This window comes from Aliiroseovarius sp. B-4, assembly GCF_056857795.1.
In genome coordinates, this window is sequence record NZ_JBSXNV010000029.1 from 171,662 (window position 1) to 178,571 (window position 6,910).

General features: G+C 62.3%; 9 protein-coding genes. 2 read left to right on the top strand and 7 right to left on the bottom strand.

Annotated elements, in window-relative coordinates:
• Nucleotides 1-431 precede the first annotated feature (431 nt).
• The 7 genes from AC13C8_RS04115 to AC13C8_RS04145 form a co-directional block, all read right to left on the bottom strand.
• Nucleotides 432-1,130 carry a DUF2231 domain-containing protein gene (locus tag AC13C8_RS04115; RefSeq protein ID WP_143064311.1) on the bottom strand — a complete coding sequence of 233 codons (699 nt, stop codon included), beginning with the start codon at nt 1,128-1,130 and terminating at the stop codon, nt 432-434.
• A 50-nt stretch (nt 1,131-1,180) separates the two neighbouring features.
• Entirely contained in the window at nt 1,181-2,572 is a 1,392-nt protein-coding gene (locus AC13C8_RS04120) for an ethylbenzene dehydrogenase-related protein (protein ID WP_091429867.1), read from the bottom strand.
• Between the two features lie 397 nt (nt 2,573-2,969).
• Nucleotides 2,970-3,350: a hypothetical protein gene (locus tag AC13C8_RS04125; protein ID WP_091429866.1), complete on the bottom strand. Its 381-nt coding sequence runs from the start codon at nt 3,348-3,350 to the stop codon at nt 2,970-2,972.
• Between the two features lie 84 nt (nt 3,351-3,434).
• The gene (locus tag AC13C8_RS04130) at nt 3,435-3,656 is read right to left on the bottom strand and encodes a hypothetical protein (protein ID WP_482846461.1); all 222 of its coding nucleotides are present in this window, start codon (nt 3,654-3,656) and stop codon (nt 3,435-3,437) included.
• Between the two features lie 336 nt (nt 3,657-3,992).
• Entirely contained in the window at nt 3,993-4,565 is a 573-nt protein-coding gene (locus AC13C8_RS04135; protein ID WP_245744689.1) for a hypothetical protein, read from the bottom strand.
• A 139-nt stretch (nt 4,566-4,704) separates the two neighbouring features.
• Nucleotides 4,705-5,391 carry a DUF6629 family protein gene (locus AC13C8_RS04140; RefSeq protein ID WP_091429865.1) on the bottom strand — a complete coding sequence of 229 codons (687 nt, stop codon included), beginning with the start codon at nt 5,389-5,391 and terminating at the stop codon, nt 4,705-4,707.
• Between the two features lie 279 nt (nt 5,392-5,670).
• The gene (locus AC13C8_RS04145) at nt 5,671-5,805 is read right to left on the bottom strand and encodes a hypothetical protein (protein WP_482846462.1); all 135 of its coding nucleotides are present in this window, start codon (nt 5,803-5,805) and stop codon (nt 5,671-5,673) included.
• A gap of 64 nt (nt 5,806-5,869) precedes the next feature.
• Here AC13C8_RS04145 and AC13C8_RS04150 point away from each other — a divergent pair, with 64 nt between their 5' ends.
• Together AC13C8_RS04150 and AC13C8_RS04155 are read left to right on the top strand one after the other, a co-directional pair.
• Nucleotides 5,870-6,232, top strand: coding sequence for an NADH-quinone oxidoreductase subunit A (locus AC13C8_RS04150; protein WP_482846463.1), 363 nt, complete (start codon nt 5,870-5,872; stop codon nt 6,230-6,232).
• A gap of 29 nt (nt 6,233-6,261) precedes the next feature.
• On the top strand, nt 6,262-6,910 hold a 649-nt coding region (locus tag AC13C8_RS04155), incomplete at its 3' end, for a heavy metal-binding domain-containing protein (protein WP_482846465.1).

Sequence of the window (6,910 nt, forward strand, 5' to 3'; positions counted from 1 at the left end):
CAAGGGCCAGGGCGATAAGGATCAGGGTCATTTCCAGTGCCTCCTTCCAGTTTCACGCCCGAGAGTTTCTCTGTGGCGCTCAAATAGAAGACGTTGCCGGACGCATTCCATTACAGGCTGCATGACCAGTATTCTGCCATTCCGGCATCAGATCGGGCGTTCGGCCACAACCAGCTGATAGGGTCCGCCAAAGACGCGCCGCTCGTGCCACCTGGTCCGGTTGGGCGCGGACACAAGCGACCGCTCCGGCCTGCGCCCCGGTGCCGCGGCATCCGACAGGCAGCGGGACTGGCCCCAGAGGTGCGCCGTGACCGCGGAGGGATGATCTAACACGCGCAAGCTGGCGGGCCTGAGATAGACCCACCAGTCATAGAGTTCCAAGTCGTCTGGGTTCGCCGGGGCGGCGGACGCACCGGCGGTCAGCGCAGCCGTCAGGCGCGCGAGCGCCGTCCCAGGACCCCGAGCGTGACAATCGCCACCGCCCCCAGACCAAAGGCCCAGAGCATCCAGGTCGGCAGGTAAAAGGTCATGTAAACCTCCCAGCCCACTTTGCCGAGGGTCTTGGTCACAAGCGACGGCGTACCGTTGAGCGATCCGCCCAGCGTGCCGGTAATGGTCACGACCGTCGCGCCAATCAGCGTCAGCACGAATGTCACCCAGCGCTGCGCGCCCTCGAACAGGTGGCGCCGATAGCGGTAACCAAGCACGCCCAACACGGTCCAGTAGCTGAGTGTCCAGGTCGCCAGCATAATGTGGTTGCGACCCAGCGGCGACTGGGTAATTGCCGACCAAGGGTAGATCGACAGCCCCAGCCCATAGGCCACCAATCCGGCAAACGAACCCAGCAGGATCAGCGGCCAGACCGACTTTTGCAGCCGGACCGCAAGCTGGGAATCCGAGAATACACGGAAGAAAATGAACAGCGCCGCCGTCAGCCAGAGCGCGATCGGGAAGTGCACCACCAGAATGTGGTAGACCGGAGGGATCGAGAAGGATGGCGCGCCTTCAAGCTCCATTTCGACGCCGCCGCCACCGCCATGGGCGAATGCTGCGCCAGCACCGAGGGCCAGCAGCGCAGATGCGACAAGACCGATCTGGATGGCCGGCCGATATTGAATTGCATGTTTCATGTTCGGTTCCCCGTGTTCGCGTGTGCTGTGACGTGTTTTGGAATATGTGCTCATGCCCTGTCCTCCGGACGGCGGAACAGCAGCACCATGCCGACGCCGAAGGCCACGATCAGCGACAGGCTCATTGCGAGGGTCCAAAGCCATTGGCGGCGGATCTCATCGGCAAATTCCATTTCAACCCCGTAGAGCGCGAGCTGGCGTTCGCTGTGCTGGTAGGCCGCAGGAACGCGTGCCGCGACCCGGTCTGCACCGGGGTGCTGGCGCGGGTCAGTCAACCGTCCCCAGGTGACTTGGCCGGGATAGTAGACCTCGACCTCGGTCCAGGGGCCGGTCCAGTCCGGCTGGCCTGGTTCAGAGCGTTTGGCCTGAATTTGCGCGGGTTCGCCCAGTCCCAGCGACACCGGCAGAGAGATATAGTGCCAGCGCATGGTCGAGGCGTTGCGGAATACCGCGAACGCCACGTCATAGCTGCCACCGTCGCGGAATATCTTGTCGTCGAGCGGGTTGCCCGTGTCCATCTTGCGCTGCAACGTCACGTCCCAAAACCCGTTGCGCCAGCGTGCCACCGCCGGTTGCACGACGTCACCACGCGAACCCGATTCCGGTTGAAGGAAACGACGCGGTATGGTGTCGCCGTTCTTCCATGCAAAATCAGGGTCGAACGGCACGGCGGTCTGCGCAGTGAGATAGTAGGTGTCGTTGAAACCTACCTCTCCGGAAACGACATCGTCGAAAGCCAGTGCGCGATAGCCGGCGACATCGGGGGCGAACATGTACTTCGGCTGGCCGGTGGCCTTGTCGAAATTGGTCGAATAGGGGCCGGTGCCGGTGTCGCCCTCGCGGGCCTCGGCAATCAGCCCGTCATCACCCAACCCGATCGGGTTTGACCGGCTTGATCGCCATTGCCAGAGGTCGATGAACTGACCCGCCGCGCGCAGCTTTTCCAGATCGCTCTCGGGCCTGACGGTGTCGAAATCGTTTGGATCGGTCCGCGTCGAGGGCAGATATTTCGTCCGCTCCTCGTCGGTCTCGGGCGTGCCGGTGAAGGTGGTCAGCCCGTCGCCGATCGTGATGTAGCCACCGTAGCGCGAAAACAGCGGCACAGAGCCGTCGTCGATCATCATCGCCACCCGGTCCTCGGTCAGGAACTGGGGGTTGGGGCCCAGCGACTCGCCGCCGCGGGCTTCCCACTTGCCATCCTGATAGACCAGAACGTCATTGAAGATCGCAGGCCGTTCGACCGGCCAGCGGTAACGGAACCAGATCGTCTCGCCGTCATAGGCGACCTTGACCTGCAAGGTGCTGTCCAACTCGCCGGGGATCACGATGTTGCGCTCGGGATCATCCCTTACGATACCGGTCCCATGTGTAACCCAGGCCGCCACCAGAAGCCCGGAAAAGATCGCCGCCGAAGCGGCCAGATATGTTGTTTGACGCGTCATTCCATTATCCTTTTCCGTGGGCGGGCTTGCGCGCCGCCGTTGTTTGTCTTGTGCCCATGGTCAACGGTCGGTCCGGCACCGGCCACCGCCGCGACGCTCTTCGCATCGGTGAGAAGCGCGCCCGGAATGGGGCATCAGATGCGCGGTATCGCCTGCGCGCTGGACGCGGCGCATTGGCGCGACCGAACGATCTCTTAGGGTGATCATCTCTGGTCTTTCTTTGACTTGCGGGCCACTGCCTCGGGTCTCAAGCTGCCCTGTCTCTCAACAAGGACGTCCGGTCGCGCGGACCATTACCGATTTTGTTGCCGTGGGTGGCAGGCGGTCGCCGGTTCACCACGCCGCCCGGCAACAGCCGAAGGGCCCAGTGCCCGGATTTCGCCCGGCGGGCGACCGGTCAGGGTGCCATCGGCGGTTTGTGCCCTCGTGCCATCGTGGAATTTCCACACCGGCAGCCGTGAGAGTGGCGCGAATCTGCGGGCCCGGGAAACACCGGCTTGCAAAGCCCGAGAGCCATCAGCACAGTGATATCGCGCCGGGTCGCAGCCAGCATCTCTTCCGCTTGCGAAATCCCGATACCCAGCGCGCGCGCAGCACGGGCGGTGGTCTGTCCGTCCAATTCTGTCATCCGGAACAATTCGCGACGCAGACTTGTGTCAGTGTCCTGCAATCCCGAATTGCAGGCACAGAACAGCGCATCGAGGATGTTCCGGAATTCCTCGTCAAATTCCGGCCCGATCGCGTCGAGGCCGGAACATGAGGATCGTGACGTCATCATGGGCACTCCTCCCTGAGTTGCCGGGCATGAAAGCCCTTCATCTGGTAGACGCGGTTTTCAGGACATCATTACGCAAACGGCAGATCAGTCGGCGTGGCTGCGGCCCCCGCAATCCGTCCCGTCGACCGGGCGCACGAGGCTAACCGGAGGGCAGGAACAGTCGGCAAAGCCAAGCAGTCTGACATTGAGGGTGCCGGGCCTGAGGTCGAGTTCGGCCGCGACCGAAGCGCGGTCATCCTTTCGACAATGGTCGTTGCGCGCCGAGCGCAGCACCCCGTAGAGCCAGGCATCCATGCGCTCTGCCACGTGCAGTTGGTTCTTTCACGCCCGGACGCAGACTTGGGATTCCTGAAGCACATCTTTGCATCGGCGCGGTTGCCCAGACGCTTGGCCAGAAAGCCCAGGAATGCCGAACGCCCGGCGGTCAACCGGCGGTCAAAGCGCCTTCCGTCAGGCGAACAGCACCGGGAAATCGCGCGCGCATTTGTTCCGCACGATGATGTATATCAAATGCAGCGTTCCCCGCCCTGCAAGAAGGCAGAAGAAGGAAATATAGGCATGACGCTGGAACAGGATCTCAACGACGACCTCCGGGACGCGGGACCAGACAAGCCCCGCGCACCCGGCCAGCGGGACCGGATCTCAGCCGCAGGATACGTTTGGATTGAACGGCGCGTATATCCCTTGGGGGTTCTCGCGCTGGGTCCAGATATGCAGATCGTAATGCGGTTCGAACCCATGGGCTTCATCGCCATCGGTATCGCCCATGTCCGCCATCGTATCCCAAGGCTGATCGCGGAACATCGGCGGGCTCTCGTTGCCCGCTTCGGCCCAGGCCGCCTGGAAGATGAGGTTCTCGACCCCGACCAGAACAAGCGACCCGTCCGTCTGCGGCTCGTAGAGCAGGATTGACGGTTTGGCAAAATCGGTGTTCATCCCTGAGCCGTTCACCCGACCGTCGCCCGGCGGCGCAAGACCAAGCAAACCGGGATGGATATAGTGAATGCCCATGCTCCCCATTTCGGGCGGCAGACCTTCGGCGGCGGCCGACGTGCAATCGCCCGGCGGCGCCGGAAAGAAGCCCTCGGCCAAAGCCACGTTGACATCCGCATACTTCTCTGTTGCCGCCAGAATGGTGCCCATCCAGTCCGTATCGGCCAGCGCACCGGAAGCGGCAAACACCCCTGCCGCACAAATAATCGCTCCATATCTCATGACGCAAATCCCCCATTTATGGTGGGCAGTGCCACCCACCAACGCATCGCACATGCCAAGCCTACGCCCTCGCCCGAGTCGCAACAAGCCGCAGCGCGGCATCCCCTGGCCGCGACCGCCCGTGCGCCCTTGACCGTTTTCAGGCGAACAGCACCGGGCATTCACGCGCGCATTTGTTCCGCACGATGATGTATATCAAATGCAGCGTCCCCAGCCCTGCAAGAAGGCAGAAGAAGGAAATATAGGCATAGCGCAGGAACAGGATGTCAACGACCACCACCGCGACGATGGTCAGCGCGAACCAGCGCATGTGGTAATAGGTCGAGATCGCAGGCGGTGCGATGATCAGGAACAGGTAAACCACATAGGTCATCCAGCGTGGCATCAGGTAGTCGAGGATCATCGTGCCCTCATAGGCCAATGAATCCTGATTGACCGTTACCTCAACCCAGTCGGGCCGCACCAGATGCGGCAGGTAGAGTGCCAGGCCGAAGGCCAACCCGGCGACCGACATCGCCGCCATCCAAGGTCGTCGACGACTTTCGGGCGGTTCCAGCACCCAACTGGCCAGCGGTATCCAGAACGGCCACATGAACCAAGTGAAGAAGATGAAGCCAAGCGCGCCCAGCAGGGTCGTGCCCGGATCACCGGTGTTCACCCCCCACCAGACATTTCCTTCCATGAACTGCTGGAGACCGGCGAAGACCGGCATCAGGGCCACCGGAAGGTAGCGTTTGTTGATCGCCCAGGCCCGCGCTACTGCGTAAGTGCCACCGGTGACAAGGAAGGCGCTGGCGGTGAAGCTGACAGTCTGGGAAAGGCACATGCGAGAGGTTCCAGTCGGAATTGAAAAGACGAACTTCTTTCGTTCTATCCGCCCGGCGGAACACTGTCACGTGCTGTCTGCTCACCTTGCCCCCTACCGTTGCTTTGCCACCGGCACAACCGGGGCGGCCGGCCAAAAGCGGGACGACAACATGAAACGCGCTTCCGAAGATCGAGGCGAGCGGCGTGCTCATCCCCCTTAGGATACAGGCCGCTCCGACCGTAACGTGGTCCGGGGTATGGGAACCGCTTTCCTGCCCTGCTGCCAGCGCACTTGTTCTTACCCGGACCATGCGAACGGGATGTCCACGCCGGTGTGCCGCGCAGGGGCAACGGCCTGTGACAAGATGCCCGGCAGGCGATCGGTCCGGCCCGACATGGTTCCGGTGCAAAACCGCAGTTGTGCAGTTGTCATGCCAAGTCGCCGTGACTATGTTTCGGTACATTCAGCGAGTCACGGCAGGAGCTACGAAAAACAAATGAGTGAGCTTGCCCAATATGCTATTCTTTTCGGCCTGACGGTCGGCACGGTCGGCTTGGTCCTGAGCCTCTATGCGCTGGCCCGTGTCATTGGCTTAAGTCAAGCCGAACCAGCCAAGGACGTGCCCGCCACTGCCGGCACATTGTCGCGTGATCCGGTTTGGGTGCGCTATCACGCGAAATATTACGGCTATGCACTATTGTTTCTCGCCTTCGACATGGAGATGGCATTCATGTATCCATGGGCGGTGGTCTACCGCGAAGAAGGGTTGGTCGCCCTTCTCGACATGGGCGTTTTCCTGGCGGTTTTGTTCCTTGGGCTGCTCTATGGCTGGTCCCAGGGCGCGTTGAGGCGGCAATGAAGATTTTGTCCGGAGCACGCGAAGGCAGGATGACGGGTTTTCGTGGACTGATCGCGCAGGCGATGGCGCGGGATCTGTGCGCCTTTGTGGTGCCGGGCCCCGATGTCGCGCAGGCGCTTGGGCTGGATCTTGCCGCTGTCGGACTTCACCGCGCCGATACCCCGCGCCACGCGAATGTGTTGCTGATTGCCGGGCCGTTGCCGCCCGCGCTGCGCGACGCCGCCTGCGTTGTCTGGGCGCAGATGCCCCGGCCCCGCGCGATCCTCGCGTTGGGTGCCGGTGAGATCCCCGCCCTGCCCGAACCGGACGCGATCGGCGCGTTGTCGCAGGACGGATTGGCCGCCGGTCTTGCCGATCTCCGCCACGCCTTCGTCTCCGGCGCCTTTGCGCAGAAGGTCACGGATTTCACCGCTCCTGCACTGACGACACGGATCGAATATACCTGCCCGATGCACCCCGAAGTGGTGTCGGACGAGCCCGGAAAATGCCCCAAATGCGGGATGTTCCTGGTCGAGCGTGCAGTGTCGGGATCGAACAAGACGGGCCATGAAGGCCATGAAGGCCATGAAGGCCATGAAGGCCATGAAGGCCATGAAGGCCATGAAGGCCATGAAGGCCATGAAGGCCATGAAGGCCATGAAGGCCATGAAGGCCATGAAGGCCATGAAGGCCATGAAG

What these genes read in the sequence shown, in the direction of transcription:
- AC13C8_RS04115 (WP_143064311.1), bottom strand. Translation starts at nt 1,130, where the DNA reads ATGAAACATGCAATTCAATATCGGCCGGCCATCCAGATCGGTCTTGTC.
- AC13C8_RS04120 (WP_091429867.1), bottom strand. Translation starts at nt 2,572, where the DNA reads ATGACGCGTCAAACAACATATCTGGCCGCTTCGGCGGCGATCTTTTCC.
- AC13C8_RS04125 (WP_091429866.1), bottom strand. Translation starts at nt 3,350, where the DNA reads ATGATGACGTCACGATCCTCATGTTCCGGCCTCGACGCGATCGGGCCG.
- AC13C8_RS04135 (WP_245744689.1), bottom strand. Translation starts at nt 4,565, where the DNA reads ATGAGATATGGAGCGATTATTTGTGCGGCAGGGGTGTTTGCCGCTTCC.
- AC13C8_RS04140 (WP_091429865.1), bottom strand. Translation starts at nt 5,391, where the DNA reads ATGTGCCTTTCCCAGACTGTCAGCTTCACCGCCAGCGCCTTCCTTGTC.
- AC13C8_RS04145 (WP_482846462.1), bottom strand. Translation starts at nt 5,805, where the DNA reads ATGACAACTGCACAACTGCGGTTTTGCACCGGAACCATGTCGGGCCGG.
- AC13C8_RS04150 (WP_482846463.1), top strand. Translation starts at nt 5,870, where the DNA reads ATGAGTGAGCTTGCCCAATATGCTATTCTTTTCGGCCTGACGGTCGGC.